This window comes from Legionella cincinnatiensis, assembly GCF_900452415.1.
Lineage (GTDB): Bacteria > Pseudomonadota > Gammaproteobacteria > Legionellales > Legionellaceae > Legionella > Legionella cincinnatiensis.
Genome location: NZ_UGNX01000001.1, coordinates 304,812 through 319,765 on the forward strand (window position 1 = coordinate 304,812; position 14,954 = coordinate 319,765).

A 14,954-nucleotide genomic window follows, 5' to 3' on the forward strand; every position below is an offset into this window, starting at 1 on the left:
CATTACATCATTTAGGCACGTTTATTCTATACGAACATCTGGTGGAGTTGGTCAGAGCGTGTCACTCAAAAAAAGCAGCCACTTCTTTTGCATTGTTCATCGTATCTTGAAAACCTAACTGAAGAATCTCTCTTGTGAAATCTTGTTCGAAAAGAACAAAACTTAGAAGATCGCCAGAATGCTTCTTTTCACCTAAAAAGTTAAGTAGATATCTCAACAATGTGGGTAAGGCTTTAAAATGTCCTTGAGCTAAAGGCGCTAAATCTTTACTAGGGCGCAGGTGTAATGTTGTAATAGGCCGCCAAGGAGAACGACGCTTCTTCCAGATGGATAGGAGCATGGCAATTTCGTTCATTCGATTTACCATTTCAATATCACGGTCAAGATTATCTAAAAAAAGCGCATTGAGCATATTTCCAAAGATATGCGAAAAGGGAATATCGTCGTTATTACGCAAATTTTCCTGCTCAACGAATGTAGGTATGGCCCGAGTTCCTAAAATTAAAATTTTATCCACTTCAAATCGAATAGCACCACGAAGTGGTGCTGCTAGGCCTATACTTCCATCGCCATAATGAAATCCATCCACTAATACTGTAGGAAAAAATAAGGGTAAGGCACTGGATGCTAAAATATGCTCTGCTTTAATATTGGCGCGCTTACTGCTATGTCGCGGATAATTCCAATCAATAAATTCAGGATTGTTATGCTCATAAAAAGAAATTGTTTGGCGTGTTTCATAGCAATTACTAATTATTTCCAGCGTATTTAGTGTTCCGTTGGCTATATTTTGGGTGATTTTAGTGAAGTCAAGCTCCTCTTCGATCATCTGCTTCAGTGGGGTTGTGTCCAATAAATGTGCGGCTTGGCGCTGTTTGATCATCATCGTACTCATATTTCGTACTACTGATTTACCTAATGCAAAGTTGCTGGCTTTGTAGATTTGTTGGCAATGGATTTCACTCCATATGGTTTCCAGTTTATCAAGGGCAGTTGGAAAGTCATCCGCATTTTCAGCAAGTACAATCGCATTAATACTGCCTACACTAACGCCACTGACTACTTCAAAAGGAAGTGTTTTAACTTGTAATATCTGGCCAATTGCTTTGAGCACCCCTGCTTGATAAGCGCCTCGGGCACCTCCTCCAGCTAAATAAATGGCTTTTTTAGACATGATGATTTTTTTTGTCGCATTTTATTGAATATTTATGTGAAATATAGTTGAATTTGAGATGAATTAGCAAGCTCTTCATAAGCTCTCTTCTCAAAATTTACTCTCCTGGTTAAGTGACTTAAGATCTTTTAAGCTAACAAGGTCTATTGCAAAAAAATTAAAACTCCTTTACTTTAGCTTTAGACAAAGCAGTCAAATTATATGACGCACGATAAGGAACTTAAACTACTGGATTTTTTGAATTTTTTAACGATAATGGAAGCGCTTGTTTCCCAAAAAAATCCAAAATTTGCCCTTTAAGGAAGAACGCTTATGGTAAATATTCTTCGCGAACAACCACGCGCATTTCATATGATTTTTATGTTGGAATTATGGGAACGGTTTGGGTTTTATACAGTACAAGGAATTTTAACCCTGTTTTTTATCCGCTACTTGGGATATACAGATACGGTTTCATATTATACATTTGGTGCTTTTTCTGCTCTTGTTTACGGAATGGTAGTTATTGGTGGCTACTTAGGAGATAGGGTATTAGGTACCAAACGCACCATAGTTCTTGGTCTTATTGTTTTAGCTGCGGGATATTTTTCATTAGCGGTTACTGATAAAGAACATGTATTTTTTGCACTAGGTTTAATATGTGTAGGGAATGGCTTATTTAAAGCAAACCCATCGAATTTATTAGCTAAATGTTATGAAGAAAATGATCCTCGGTTACATGAAGGCTTTACTTTATATTATATGGCAATTAATTTAGGTAGTATGATTGCATTATTTGCAGGTCCTTCCATTTCCAGTCGGTATGGTTATTCTTACGCCTATATGATGAGTGCAATCGGTTTGTTAATTGGATTAGCGAATTATTGGTTACAACATCAATTTATTGCCCATATTAACACTGATGCAGATAAGCGTGAGATCTCCGCATTCCATTGGCTAATAATACTTTTTGGAGTATTTTTTCTCACAGAATGCTCGGCATATTTATTGCAGCATGTAATGCTCACAAAAAATTTATTTTGGGTTATTACCCTTGCCGTGATTGGCTATTACGTATTTATACTACGCAAAGAAAATAAAGTGGTAAGAAATCGGATGTTAGTTGCCTTAGCACTCATGTTCGAAGCGGTAATTTTCTTTACGTTGTATCAGCAAATGCCAACATCCCTCAATTTATTTGCGGTACATAATGTGACTCCTGTTTTCTTAGGTATTACTATTGATGCACAAAGCTTCCAAGCATTGAATCCTATTTGGATTGTATTGATGAGCCCAGTTTTGGCTTGTTTTTACGGTTTACTCAATAAAAAAGGAATTACATTTTCTATTCCTTATAAATTTTCTTTAGGCATGACCATGTGTGGATTGAGTTTTTTAATGCTCTTTTTTGCCCGCTATTTTTATACGGAACATGGAATGGTTTCATCATGGTGGCTCATTATAAGCTATTTGTTCCAAAGTCTTGGCGAACTGTTAGTTTCTGCTTTGGGGGTGGCTATGGTTGCAGAATTAGTCCCCGCACAAATTACGGGTTTCGTGATGGGTATGTGGTTTCTAACTTCTGCAATAGCTGGATTTATTGGTGCGACCGTTGCTTCATATACGGCACTTCCTGAGCAAATTAAACCAGGAGTTGGTTCTTTGATGATTTATACTCATGTATTTGCTTGTATTGGTATCGTAACTTTAATAATTGCGCTGCTTATGTGGATATTATCACCTCGATTAAGCCGTTATATAGCAACAAAAAATACAAACTCTCATCAGGAAGTGAAGGAAGTTGAATATTCTGTATCTAGATGCTTTATAAAGCCTGCTGGATTAGAAAATCATTCTAATTCTTAGGAGCTTAATTTATACTCGATAAAACTAAAAATTGTGTTTTTATTGGAGTGTATGTTTAAGAGAGCGTCACCTTTTGGGAGGGCAGGAGGCTATTGACGGTATGTAGTAAGATGACGATTCTAAAAGGTTTGTTGATTTTTAGACCTTCTGCTTTTTGTGCATAGGCGTCAATTTTTTCTTAAATTGACGCCATTATGCGGGCTCTTACGAAGTTATTAGCGCCAATGACCATGACCACCGCCGTGCCAGCCACCACCATGCCAACCACCACCGCCGCCGTGCCAGCCGCCACCACCGCCGTGCCAACCACCGCCATGCCAGCCGCCACCATGCCAACCACGACCATACCAATTATTACTATTCCAATAGCCCCATCCACTACCTAATCCTCCACCCCATCCGGAGTAGTAGTAGTTTGGGTAATAACCCGAATAACCACTATAGTAATAGCTTCCTGGGTAAGAGGTGACATAACAACCATTTAAGAGTAGGGTGGGTACAAGTACTAGAACTGCGATTATCGTTTTTTTCATGCTCGTTCCCTCGGTCAATTATTGTACTTTAAGTATAAGGCATGAATTAAAATTGTACAGAAAGAACAATTATTTTCTATTGACCGGTAGCTTGGGAACTTAGGAGTAATACACGATGGGGAATAGCTACAGTGTGTTTTACCGCAATAGAATAACCAAGAAAATAATAATTTTAAATTAGTGTAACCCGCGAAGTTTGATGTTTATGTAGGTATGGGTTTATAATTTATAAAAAATTTACAAAGCTCAGAAATGAAAAGGATTTTCTGTATTCTCTTAGTTTTTTTTATCGTTCACCTTCCTGTAAAGGCTGCAGTTATCATTGGTACGCCTATTTATGATCCACCTTACGCAGTTAATGATAAAGTTATTGGTGTTACAGGCTTTGATATTGATGTAATGAATATTATTTGTAGTCGCCTCAAATGGGACTGTCACTATGTGTCCATGCACTATTATGATTTATTTTCGGCCTTGGACGCAGGCAAAATTGATTTTGCAATTGGTGCTTTAGTTATTACTCCCGACAGAGAAGGAAAATATCTTTTTACTTTGCCTTACATGACCTCTGAGGGTGGCTTTTTACTGAAAATCGATAATCCAATTAACAGCGTCAATGAATTAGAGACCAAACGCATTGGAGTATTACAAGGAAGAGAGTATTTAAATTATTTATCTCAAAATGAGTTAGGTAAATATACTATTATTGGTTATAAACGCCCGGTTGAATTAGTAAATGCCTTATATAATAACGAAATAGATGCCCTATTTGGAAACTATTTGACAGTGTTGTATCTCCATTCCCAATATCCAGAATATACCAAGGTATTAAAAAACCACTTCAAAATAGGCAGCGGGCTGGGCATTGCTACCCTCCCTTCTAATAAATTGAAAGTAGAGCAGATCAATACAATAATATTACAGTTTTGGTCCGATGGAACATTTATCAAATTATATAAATATAATTTTCAATTTATTTCTTCTTAATTTTTTTAGCACAAGTAGTATTGCTTTTTCATATTCCCAGAGAGCGTATTTAATCTTATCGATTCAAGGAGTGAAAATCAGAATTCATTTTATCAAGAATATCTATTTTGCGGGATTTGATGTAGCATTAAGTGCTTCAGTAAAATTTGAAGTTAAACGTTGTGATGGATATTGCAATCAGTCTGCGTTCACAAAAGTGGATAAAAAAATATTTACTTGCCAGCGGTGTTCGACGAAATGAAATCTTACCTCCTACTTCTATAAAGTTCAAAACTTTAATTTCTTGGTTAAGTACCGATCCCATTAAATCTTTTGAAAAGTCCAAAAAGAGCCAAAAGATGGAATTTATTCTTGTTTCTTTACAAACAGCGTTCTTGAGAGATTTAGGTCTTTCTATGAAAGGCGAGTATGAAAAAACAGAGAAAAAAAATAACAACAATTCTTCGGAAATGAGCAAGATCAAATTTCTTTTTCTTACGTCTGCAGGAATTTTAATCACTGCGTGCCAAGGGTTTGATGGTGTTGTAACTATGTTAAGTGTATTTGCTTTGTCACCTTCGATTATGCTTGGGATAGGATTTGCTTTTATTTTGCTTTCCGTTATTGTTTTTTTTGGAGTGGACTTAGTTAAAGTCTCTAATGCCTTAGGCGTTAAATTAAGTGAATATAAATTATTAGATGCTTATCTAATACAATTACAAAAGATCAAGGTGATTAGGAAGAAAATTAATGATTACACTCTTGTAGCCATGTCACAAGAAGATTTGCAACAGTTGGAATTAATACTTTCTATGTTGCAAAAGCGCTTTATGTTTCTTGCAGTAGCCAGTAAGCAATTTGATGAGGCTTTAAATAGTAAGAATGTGCAAATGATCAAGACCGCTATTTCTGGAGTATCTGCACTGTTTTTTTTTGGTAGTGGTTTTTTTGCAGGACAATCTGTTGCTCTTTTTATTGCAAGCCTTATTCTGGATTCAGTACTTCCCACTTTTTGGCCGATAATTGTTTTTAGTGCGCTTGTGGGATTAGCAGCACTTAGTATTTATTGGTATGTTGAGCGTCCTGGATTAGAAAAATTAGTGACTAATTGGTTTGGATTGAATGAGGAAAACGTACAACAATTATGTGATAAAAATTCATTGAACAAAGAGATAAAGAAATTAGCAAGTTTAAAAGAAAAAGTGATTAGCACCGCAAGAATCACTAAAAAACTTGCACAATTAGAGCAGGAAATCAATAGCAACGAACCATTGGCTTTGGAGACAACTCCTAATAAAGCTGTGGCTGAGCTACGAGTAAGTACCAATTTTTATTCTTTCCTTAAATCTCCTGTTTCAGCAACTGCTCATGAAAAGCAAGATTTTAATGAGGCGATGTCTTGTGGGGTGATGTAGTTTGAAAACTCATGTTAGAGCAAATCATTAAATATTTAAAGTACCCTTTACAAAGGGAATCGTTATTTTTCGCTGTGCTTCAAGAGAGGCATCATCCAGACGATTAAGTATATGATGTAGATCATGCATATTTCTCGAGCATCTATTAAGCAGAAATTGACCAACACTATCTGGTAAATCAAATCCTCGTTTTAATGCATGGTGTTTTAACGTATTAATTTTATCTTCATCATCGAGCTCCATTAATTGAATGACTAAGCCCCAACTTAATCTGGAACGTAAGTCTGCAAGCTGAATAGGAAGGTTTGTCGGTGCTTGGTTTCCAGAAATAATTAAAATACTTCTCTCTGTATCTTTGATTTTATTATACAAATGAAATAACGCCTCCTCCCAAATCGGATCTGTAGCAATAATATGAATGTCATCTATACAGATTAATGTTTGCTCTTCAATACCCTCTATAGTTTGTGGCCCCCACTCTTTAAGGAGCGTCAAGGGAAGATAGATTGCCGATTGAGTTGAGTTGACTTCTTGACAGCATGCTTGTAATAAATGTGATTTGCCACTTCCAGAAACACCCCAGAGATAAAGTAATCGATTTTCTCTGTAATTTAGCATGTTCTCCAATTGTTGTTGCAGCAGCTTATTATTTCCCCAATTAAAATCTTCCAGGCTTGCTTGATTGTTTAATTTTATAGCTAAAGCTAACTGCTTATTCATTTTGACAGTTCTTTTTTGGGCCATGCTTTTCTGCCCCAGGTCCAAAGATAATCAATGTAGGTAATTACTGTAGTTATTGTTGTCAAACAGATTAATGTGGTTAATAAATAGACGGGGAAGGCAAAATAAGCCAATTCAAAGAGGCATGAAGTCACTAAAGTGAGCTGCAATGCTGTATTGATTTTGCTTAGAACCGTGGGTTGAAACTCTAGTTTTTGGCGAATAAAGTGGTACCAGGCTACTACCCCTAGAGAAATAGTTAAATCTCTAAGAAAAACTAATGCAACTAACCACCAAGGCAGTACGCCTATTAATGCTAATGAAATAAAGCTGGAAGCGATTAATAATTTATCGGCTAAAGGGTCGACAAAGGACCCAAAAAAACTTTGCCAGTTAAAGCTTCTCGCTAAAAAACCATCTAAACCATCACTAAGACCAGCCAGAATAAATAAGTAAAAAGCAATAATATATTCATGAACATATAAATAGAATAAAAAAGGAACGATTAATAGTAAGCGCAATAAAGTAAGCGCATTTGGTATATATTTTAATATCATAGGCCATACGATAATTTAATTACCCCTTATTTCGTCCAGTACCTTGCTAAATCAAAGATAAGATTGACTCTGGAAGGGAATATGTTATTTGCCAATTAGTAAGGTCTAGTGTATACAATACTTAGGGTTCTGTCACTTATGTTTCTCTTCATTTTTACGATACATAATGACTGTGTTACCAATCATTTGTATGAATTCGGCCTGTAATTGATGACACAATTCATGAGCCATGATAAGTCGGTCTTCTTTTTCTGCGCCATTTATTTTTACTTTGATGAGCTCATGTGAATGTAAGGCAACATCCGTTTCCGCAATCACTGCTTCAGTTAAGCCCTTGGCACCAAGAAGGACAACTGGTTTTAGATGATGAGCTTTAGCTTTAAGTGATTTTTTTTGTGAAGTATCCACTGTAATAATCCTAAAATAATTTCCCAATTAACCTAAGTCATTTGGAGGTTAAATGATAAAATGGCAAATTATTGCACGTTTTGCTGGGAAAAGGTAGTGAAATTCAGTATGATAAGGCATATTGAAATCGATATAAAAATTTATGAAGCGTACTAAAAGCAGTAAGCGCTGGCTGCAAGAACACTTTGATGATGTTTATGTAAAAAAAGCACAAGCAGAAGGTTATCGCAGTCGTGCTGTCTACAAGTTAAAAGAAGTAGATGATAAGGAGTCATTACTTAAACCAGGAATGACTGTAGTTGATCTTGGTGCTGCTCCAGGGGGGTGGACTCAGTATATTTCTGAGCAATTGAAAGGTTGCGGACGTATTATCGCTTTAGATATCTTGCCCATGGATGCTCTACCGGATGTGGATTTTATTCTTGGTGATTTTCGAGAAGAAGAGGTATTGCAAAAGTTAATGAATTTGATTCCTGAACATAGCGTGGACTTGTTATTATCAGATATGGCCCCAAATATGAGTGGAAGTAAAGCGATTGATATTCCAAGAGCAATGTATTTGGCGGAGCTTGCTTTTGATTTTGCTGAAAAAATGTTAAAACCTGGTGGTGCTATGTTAATTAAAGTTTTTCATGGTTCAGGTTTTGATGATTTAGTAAAACAAGCAAGATCTTTTTTTGAAAAAGTAGTTATTCGTAAGCCATTGGCTTCACGTGCTCGTTCAAAAGAAACCTATTTGCTGGCAAAGGGATACAATTTATAGTAACTTTATGATCTAATAATTTCGATTGCACAATATAAAGCAGTTCGTCACTAACGAGGTTAATACTTTGAACGACATGGTTAAGAATTTATTTTTATGGCTGATTATAGCAATAGTTCTTGTTTCAGTTTTCAGTAATTTCGGCCCTCGAAACTCGGTTGCTGAGAAACTTTCTTACAGCCAGTTTTTGAAAGAAGTTGATCAAGGTATGGTCAATTCAGTCACCATTGAAGATGATAAAATCATCAAAGGAATCACCAAAAATAATAAGCGTTTTGTAACTTACATGCCTATGCAAGATAATGCTCTACTTGGTGAATTGTTAAAAAGTAAAGTAGAGGTAAGTGGTCAGGAAAAGCAACAAGAAAGTTTCCTCCTGCATTTATTTATCAACTGGTTTCCGATGTTGCTTCTCATTGGTGTTTGGGTCTTTTTTATGCGTCAAATGCAAGGAGGTGGGGGCCGAGGTGCTATGTCTTTTGGGCGATCGCGCGCGCGCCTGCTTGGTGAAGATCAAGTTAAAGTCACTTTTGCAGATGTTGCCGGAGTTGATGAAGCCAAAGAAGAAGTTAAAGAATTGGTTGATTTTTTGCGCGACCCTACCAAATTTCAAAATCTTGGTGGACGCATTCCCCGTGGTGTGCTCCTCGTTGGTTCTCCCGGAACTGGTAAAACACTCTTAGCGAGAGCCGTTGCCGGTGAAGCAAAAGTTCCTTTTTTCACGATTTCAGGTTCTGATTTTGTCGAGATGTTTGTTGGGGTAGGAGCCTCTCGTGTTCGTGATATGTTTGAGCAAGCAAAAAAACATGCACCTTGCATTATTTTCATCGATGAAATCGACGCTGTAGGGCGTCATAGAGGAGCAGGGCTCGGGGGGGGGCATGATGAGCGTGAACAAACCCTGAACCAATTGCTTGTTGAAATGGATGGTTTTGAAGGCAATGAAGGTGTTATTGTTGTTGCTGCAACCAACCGTCCAGATGTTTTGGATCCTGCATTATTACGTCCAGGGCGTTTTGACCGCCAAGTGGTAGTACCTTTGCCTGACATACGAGGACGAGAGCAAATATTAAGAGTACATTTGCAAAAAACTCCCGTAGATACCAATGTAGATGTGATGGCCATTGCTCGAGGAACTCCTGGGTTTTCTGGCGCTGATTTAGCAAATCTCGTTAATGAAGCTGCTTTATTTGCCGCACGAGCGAATAAACGTAAAGTCAGTATGATTGAGTTGGATAATGCAAAAGATAAAATCATGATGGGAGCTGAACGACGCTCCATGGTGATGGATGATAATGAGAAAAAGTTAACCGCATACCACGAAGCAGGACATGCGATTGTAGGTTTATGTGTACCAGAACATGACCCTGTTTATAAGGTATCTATTATTCCTCGTGGACGTGCCCTCGGTGTGACTATGTTTCTACCAGAGCAAGACAGATATAGCCATAGTAAACGTCGCTTAGAAAGCCAATTATCTAGCTTATTTGGCGGACGAATTGCTGAAGAGCTTATTTTTGGTCCAGAGAGTGTGACTACAGGTGCTTCAAATGACATTATGCGTTCTACTGAAATAGCGCGTAAAATGGTTACTACTTGGGGGTTATCGACTTTGGGACCGCTTACTTTTGGTGAAGAAGAAGAAGAGGTATTCTTAGGTCGATCTATGAATAAACATAAAGAAATGTCAGACCGGACGGCACAACAGATTGATGATGAAGTTCGGGCAATTATTGATAGAAACTATAAGCGAGCCAAGGAAATTCTGGTTACTAATATGGATAAACTCCATTTAATGGCTCAAAGCTTAATAAAATATGAAACTATAGATTTCCAACAAATCCAAGAAATTATGTCAGGTAAAGAGCCTTCGCCACCACAAGACTGGGGTTCATCAAAACCTTTAGATGGTTCTGACACGCTGAATCATAATAAATTGTCTGAAAAACCAACCGATCCTGAAGTAATAGTAAATCCTGCTGAAGAGCACTGAAATTATTAATCATAAGTGAGAGAAGCAGGTGAATTCAAAGCAATTTATGAGTTGGCTTCAACGTCAACTCGTACCCGATAGCCTTTTTGAAAATCCATTAATTATGGGTATATTAAATGTCACACCAGATTCTTTTTCTGATGGAGGCCAGTTTTTATCAGTGAATCATGCATGTGAACATGCATTTCAATTAATTGCCCAAGGGGTAGACATAATTGATATTGGGGGACAATCTACACGGCCTGGTGCACAGCAAGTATCAGTAGATGTTGAATTAAAGAGGGTTATTCCGATAATTGAACAACTTCGGTTTAATTCAGATATTTGTATTTCTATTGATACAAATAAACCAGAAGTGATGGAGGCTGCTGTAAATGCTGGTGCTAATCTGATTAATGATGTTTATGCGCTACGCACCGACGGTGCACTTGCAATGGCAGCTAAATTGGCAGTTCCCATTTGCTTAATGCATATGCAGGGGGAACCACAAAATATGCAGAATGAGCCTTATTATTCAGAGGGCGTACTTACTGCAATACTGAGTTTTTTTAAAGAGCGTATCGCAGAATGTGAGCGGCAAGGGATTGATCGCCAAAATATCATTTTAGATCCTGGTTTTGGTTTTGGAAAGCATATACAAGATAATTTGCTCTTAGTTAAAAAGCTTGATATTTTTGCTTCGTTTGGATTGCCGTTGCTTTTAGGGGCATCACGTAAAAGCACTATTGGGGCGATACTTGGAAAAGAAGTTAATGATCGTTTAATAGGCAGTATTGCAGTAGCTGTTTATGCTGCATTGAAAGGCGTTGGAATTATCCGAACGCATGATGTCGATGAAACAAAACAAGCGCTACATATGATCAATATGATCTGTCGTGCGAATATTACATTCCCTGGCAGTATCGATTAAATGAGAGGTAAGTAGGATGAGTCAGCGAAAATATTTTGGTACTGATGGTATTCGTGGGCATGTAGGACTATCAAATATTAATCCTGAATTCATATTAAAGTTAGGCTGGGCAATTGGACAAGTATTGGCGAATGGTCATCGTAAAAAAGTAGTTATCGGAAAGGACACTAGAGTGTCTGGCTATATGTTAGAGTCCGCTTTAGAAGCTGGCTTATCCGCAGCTGGAGTTGATGTCGCTTTATTGGGTCCCATGCCAACTCCAGGCATTGCTTATTTAACGCAAACATTAAGAGCTAATGCAGGTATTGTGATCAGTGCTTCGCATAATCTGTTTGAAGATAACGGGATTAAGTTTTTTTCCGCGGAAGGTGGAAAATTACCTGATAGCGTTGAATTAGCCATAGAAGAAGAACTGGAAAAAAAAATGCAAACAGTGCCTTCTGAAAAATTGGGTAAGGCAACACGAATCAATGATGCAACGGGACGTTATATAGAATTTTGCAAATCTACTATTCCCTCTCTAACACGATTATCCGGTTTAAAAATCATTGTTGATTGTGCTAATGGCGCGACTTACCACGTTGCGCCTAATGTATTTGCTGAGCTTGGAGCTCAAGTTATCTCTATAGCCAATCGTCCTGATGGCTTTAATATCAATGAAAATTGTGGCTCAACATCCCCCGAGTTATTAAGGCAAAAAGTAATTAGCGCGGGTGCAGATATCGGCATTGGTCTTGATGGTGATGGGGATCGCACTATATTAATTGACGCAGAGGGTAACATCGTTGATGGTGATCAAATTTTATATCTTATTGCCAAAGATAGACACCAACGTGGAGTATTACATGGAGGAGTAGTTGGAACATTGATGAGTAATTATGGCTTGGAACGTGCGTTTAATGATCTAGGGATCCCGTTTATCCGTTCAAAGGTTGGTGATCGATATGTTTTAGAGGCTTTACACAAAAATGATTGGAAAATTGGGGGTGAACCCTCAGGCCATATCGTCTGTTTGGATAAGACTACAACAGGGGATGGGATAGTTGCTGCGTTACAAGTATTATCTATGATGGTCAAGCAAGGTAAAACATTACACCAACTAACACAAGGGCTGACTTTATTACCACAAAGTCTTGTAAATTTTAAAACGAATCATGCCGAGCTTTTAGCGAAAAATCCTCAAGTAATTGAAAAAGTTAAGTCATTAGAAAAAAGTTTAAATGGTGAAGGTCGGGTTCTATTAAGACCATCAGGTACTGAACCACTCCTACGCATTATGGTAGAAGGTATTAATGAGTCTTTAGTAAAACAATACGCAAAAAAGCTTTGTGATGATATAAATCAAATTGATGAGCATGAATTCATTAAGTAGGTTTTGGGATCAATATCATTCGTAATAAGAAAAGCTTTTAATAAAAAAAATGCAATAAGACTACACATCTTGTTTGAGTTTGGGTATAGTCCGCAGTGGAGAATAAGAGGGTTAATTAATGAGACAGAAAATAGTCGCTGGCAATTGGAAAATGAATGGTCAGTTACACCAGGTAGTTCAATTAACTAATGAGATTAAAGAGCTACTTCAGTCTGTTAAAAATACCCATGTTGTAATTATGCCGCCATCAATTTATGTACCGCAAGTAAGAGACTTAGTTGCGGAGTGTAATATTGCTCTCGGGGCGCAGAATGTATATCCAAAGGATTTTGGTGCTTATACAGGAGAGATATCTGCTCCTATGTTAAAAGATTTTAACTGCCGTTATATCTTGGTAGGTCATTCTGAGAGAAGACATGGATTTCATGAAGATGAAAATTTTGTCGCGCAAAAATTCCACCATGTAAAAGATCATGGTATGATACCTGTTCTTTGTGTCGGTGAAACACTAATTGAGCGTGAAAAAGGACATACAGAACAAGTAATAACAAATCAATTATTGGCAGTAAGCGAACAAGATAAAAATTGCTTTCGTGATTGTGTAGTAGCTTACGAGCCTGTGTGGGCAATAGGTACAGGAAAAACTGCATCACCAGAACAGGCTCAGGAAGTTCATAAATTCATTAGAAAGTTAGTTGCAGAAATAAATGATAGCGATGCAGAACAACTCCCCCTCCTTTATGGTGGTAGTGTCAATGAAAATAATGCTAAAGCACTGTTTTCAATGCCAGATGTTGATGGTGGTTTGGTAGGAGGAGCATCGTTGAACGCGAAACAGTTTGTGGAAATTGTGAAATGTATCAATTGATATTAATGATTCATGTAATCGTTGCAGTAGTCTTAATCGGCTTAGTACTTATCCAACATGGTAAGGGTGCCGATGTAGGCGCAGCTTTCGGATCAGGCGCTTCCAATACCCTATTTGGTAGCCAAGGAACTGGGGGGTTTTTGTTTAAGCTAACGGGTGCTTTAGCGTTGACTTTTTTTGCTACCAGTTTATTGTTATCTTATTTAGTATCTATGCAATATCAAAAAACGGAACCACAAGTAATCCCTCAACAAACAAGTGTACCGGTGAATTCAATTCCAGTTCCGATTGATGGCAATGATAAAAAGAACAAATAAATTTTTTACTTTGTTTTTAAAGTAAAAAGAAATGGTTAGAAGTAATAATAAATAGAAAAACATGCCGAAGTGGTGAAATTGGTAGACACGCCGTCTTGAGGGGGCGGTGGCGTAAGCCGTGCCGGTTCGAGTCCGGCCTTCGGCACCATTTTAATTCGTGCAAGGTAAAAAAATGCTATCTCAATATTTTCCAGTTCTCATTTTCATAATAATTGGAGTCGCATTAGGTTTAGCGATGTTAGGTGCTGGTAGCCTATTTTCAAAACATATGCCCGATGATGCCAAAAATGCACCTTACGAATGTGGATTTGGTGCCTTTGAAAATGCGCATATCCCTTTTGATGTTCGCTTTTATCTTGTAGCCATACTTTTCATTATCTTTGATTTGGAAACGGCTTTCTTTTTCCCTTGGGCTTTGGTTCTACGTAAGATAGGTTGGTTTGGTTTTGCAGGAATGATGTTATTTCTAGGATTGTTAGTTATTGGTTTTATTTATGAATGGAAACGCGGCGCACTTGAGTGGGAATAATTTTAGTGCAAGCATGTTCACTTCTGATCGCTTTCTACAGTAGAAGCATACGATTAGAAGGACTCTTTTTTTATTAATATTTAACTGCTTAGAGGCTAGCTATGGCGGTTGCTGAATTGCAAAAAAATGGCTTTGTGACGACTTCTGTCGAAAAACTTGTTGGATGGGCGCGTAGCGGTTCTATGTGGCCTATGACATTTGGTTTAGCATGTTGTGCCGTAGAAATGATGCATGCTGGTGCTGCACGTTATGATTTGGACCGGTTTGGAGTTATTTTTCGTCCTAGTCCTCGTCAATCTGATGTGATGATAGTGGCTGGCACATTGTGTAATAAAATGGCTCCTGCTTTACGCAAAGTTTATGACCAAATGCCTGAACCTAGATGGGTGATTTCCATGGGATCATGCGCTAATGGAGGTGGATATTATCATTATTCCTACTCAGTAGTGCGTGGGTGTGATCGTATTGTTCCTGTAGATGTTTATGTGCCAGGGTGTCCTCCAACTGCTGAAGCACTACTTTATGGAATTATTCAATTACAAAACAAAATCAGGCATAAAAAAATCTTAGAAGCTTAAGATTAT

16 protein-coding genes and 1 tRNA gene are annotated in these 14,954 nt (G+C 37.6%); 12 read left to right on the forward strand and 5 right to left on the reverse strand.

The window, feature by feature from the left end:
• Positions 1 to 61: 61 nt before the first annotated feature.
• Positions 62 to 1,174, reverse strand: coding sequence for a patatin-like phospholipase family protein (locus DYH34_RS01285; RefSeq protein ID WP_058464010.1), 1,113 nt, complete (start codon positions 1,172 to 1,174; stop codon positions 62 to 64).
• 312 nt (positions 1,175 to 1,486) lie between these two features.
• Between DYH34_RS01285 and DYH34_RS01290 the strand changes: the two genes are divergently transcribed.
• Positions 1,487 to 3,019, forward strand: coding sequence for an oligopeptide:H+ symporter (locus tag DYH34_RS01290; protein WP_058464009.1), 1,533 nt, complete (start codon positions 1,487 to 1,489; stop codon positions 3,017 to 3,019).
• 215 nt (positions 3,020 to 3,234) lie between these two features.
• Here DYH34_RS01290 and DYH34_RS01295 read toward each other — a convergent pair whose 3' ends face one another.
• On the reverse strand, positions 3,235 to 3,552 hold the full coding sequence (locus tag DYH34_RS01295) for a hypothetical protein (RefSeq protein WP_058464008.1): 318 nt from the start codon (positions 3,550 to 3,552) through the stop codon (positions 3,235 to 3,237).
• Positions 3,553 to 3,804: 252 nt separating this feature from the next.
• On the opposite strand from DYH34_RS01295, the gene DYH34_RS01300 reads away from it, so the two are divergent.
• Complete coding sequence (locus tag DYH34_RS01300) at positions 3,805 to 4,539, forward strand: transporter substrate-binding domain-containing protein (protein ID WP_083502718.1); 735 nt, start codon at positions 3,805 to 3,807, stop codon at positions 4,537 to 4,539.
• 164 nt (positions 4,540 to 4,703) lie between these two features.
• The gene (locus tag DYH34_RS01305; RefSeq protein WP_238589433.1) at positions 4,704 to 5,933 is read left to right on the forward strand and encodes a hypothetical protein; all 1,230 of its coding nucleotides are present in this window, start codon (positions 4,704 to 4,706) and stop codon (positions 5,931 to 5,933) included.
• Between the two features lie 27 nt (positions 5,934 to 5,960).
• Here DYH34_RS01305 and hda read toward each other — a convergent pair whose 3' ends face one another.
• The 3 genes from hda to yhbY form a co-directional block, all read right to left on the reverse strand.
• Positions 5,961 to 6,653 (reverse strand): DnaA regulatory inactivator Hda, encoded by a 693-nt coding sequence (gene hda, locus DYH34_RS01310; protein WP_058464322.1) that lies wholly within the window; start codon positions 6,651 to 6,653, stop codon positions 5,961 to 5,963.
• Positions 6,650 to 7,210 (reverse strand): CDP-alcohol phosphatidyltransferase family protein, encoded by a 561-nt coding sequence (locus DYH34_RS01315; protein ID WP_058464007.1) that lies wholly within the window; start codon positions 7,208 to 7,210, stop codon positions 6,650 to 6,652. Before DYH34_RS01315 ends, hda begins: the two co-directional genes overlap by 4 nt.
• A gap of 132 nt (positions 7,211 to 7,342) precedes the next feature.
• Positions 7,343 to 7,618: a ribosome assembly RNA-binding protein YhbY gene (gene yhbY / locus DYH34_RS01320; RefSeq protein ID WP_058464006.1), complete on the reverse strand. Its 276-nt coding sequence runs from the start codon at positions 7,616 to 7,618 to the stop codon at positions 7,343 to 7,345.
• A gap of 142 nt (positions 7,619 to 7,760) precedes the next feature.
• Here yhbY and rlmE point away from each other — a divergent pair, with 142 nt between their 5' ends.
• The 9 genes from rlmE to DYH34_RS01365 all read left to right on the forward strand — a co-directional run bounded on the left by rlmE (position 7,761) and on the right by DYH34_RS01365 (position 14,948).
• A complete protein-coding gene (gene rlmE, locus DYH34_RS01325; RefSeq protein WP_058464005.1) occupies positions 7,761 to 8,381 on the forward strand; it encodes a 23S rRNA (uridine(2552)-2'-O)-methyltransferase RlmE in 621 nt (206 codons plus the stop codon).
• A gap of 76 nt (positions 8,382 to 8,457) precedes the next feature.
• Positions 8,458 to 10,374 (forward strand): ATP-dependent zinc metalloprotease FtsH, encoded by a 1,917-nt coding sequence (ftsH, locus tag DYH34_RS01330; protein ID WP_058464004.1) that lies wholly within the window; start codon positions 8,458 to 8,460, stop codon positions 10,372 to 10,374.
• Positions 10,375 to 10,402: 28 nt separating this feature from the next.
• Positions 10,403 to 11,284 carry a dihydropteroate synthase gene (gene folP / locus DYH34_RS01335; RefSeq protein WP_058464003.1) on the forward strand — a complete coding sequence of 294 codons (882 nt, stop codon included), beginning with the start codon at positions 10,403 to 10,405 and terminating at the stop codon, positions 11,282 to 11,284.
• Positions 11,285 to 11,300: 16 nt separating this feature from the next.
• Positions 11,301 to 12,656, forward strand: coding sequence for a phosphoglucosamine mutase (gene glmM, locus DYH34_RS01340; RefSeq protein WP_058464002.1), 1,356 nt, complete (start codon positions 11,301 to 11,303; stop codon positions 12,654 to 12,656).
• A gap of 118 nt (positions 12,657 to 12,774) precedes the next feature.
• Positions 12,775 to 13,524 carry a triose-phosphate isomerase gene (gene tpiA, locus DYH34_RS01345; protein ID WP_058464001.1) on the forward strand — a complete coding sequence of 250 codons (750 nt, stop codon included), beginning with the start codon at positions 12,775 to 12,777 and terminating at the stop codon, positions 13,522 to 13,524.
• A complete protein-coding gene (gene secG / locus DYH34_RS01350; protein WP_058464000.1) occupies positions 13,512 to 13,841 on the forward strand; it encodes a preprotein translocase subunit SecG in 330 nt (109 codons plus the stop codon). Before tpiA ends, secG begins: the two co-directional genes overlap by 13 nt.
• A 63-nt stretch (positions 13,842 to 13,904) precedes the next feature.
• Positions 13,905 to 13,989: transfer RNA gene (locus DYH34_RS01355), tRNA-Leu, on the forward strand.
• 24 nt (positions 13,990 to 14,013) lie between these two features.
• Positions 14,014 to 14,370, forward strand: a complete 357-nt coding sequence (locus tag DYH34_RS01360; protein WP_058463999.1) for an NADH-quinone oxidoreductase subunit A — start codon at positions 14,014 to 14,016, stop codon at positions 14,368 to 14,370.
• 101 nt (positions 14,371 to 14,471) lie between these two features.
• A complete protein-coding gene (locus DYH34_RS01365; RefSeq protein WP_058463998.1) occupies positions 14,472 to 14,948 on the forward strand; it encodes a NuoB/complex I 20 kDa subunit family protein in 477 nt (158 codons plus the stop codon).
• Positions 14,949 to 14,954 lie beyond the last annotated feature (6 nt).